The sequence below is a fragment of the Mesorhizobium sp. M2E.F.Ca.ET.209.01.1.1 genome, assembly GCF_004010375.2.
Taxonomy (GTDB): Bacteria; Pseudomonadota; Alphaproteobacteria; order Rhizobiales; family Rhizobiaceae; genus Mesorhizobium.
The window spans coordinates 1-308 of record NZ_SADP02000931.1; the positions used below are offsets into that span (position 1 = coordinate 1).

The 308-nt window shown below is 65.6% G+C and carries 1 pseudogene; it reads left to right on the forward strand.

What is annotated here, in order from left to right:
• A pseudogene (locus tag EN852_RS38550) lies at nucleotides 1-170 on the forward strand (KamA family radical SAM protein); the annotation flags it as partial.
• Between the last annotated feature and the right edge of the window lie 138 nt (nucleotides 171-308).

The window sequence follows — 308 nt, forward strand, 5'->3', positions numbered from 1 at the left end:
GGCGGCTCTCCGGCATCTGCAATCCAACCTATGTCATCGATCTGCCCGACGGCGGCGGCAAGGTGCCGCTGGCGGCGAGCCATATCGAGGGCTGCGAGGGCGAAACCTGGCGTATTCGTGGCCAGGACGGGAAGGTGCGGGAATATAGGGAAGTGGTGGCGGGCCGATAAGGCGCGGGCCTCGCGCCGCTCGAAGGCGGTCCGACAGCCCTGTTGGGGGCAAAGGATGCCGGGCCGCCGGGCCGTTTGCATACTCCTCCATTTGCACGATGCAGCGACCTGGAAAAAGCCCGATACTGGCGATGATCC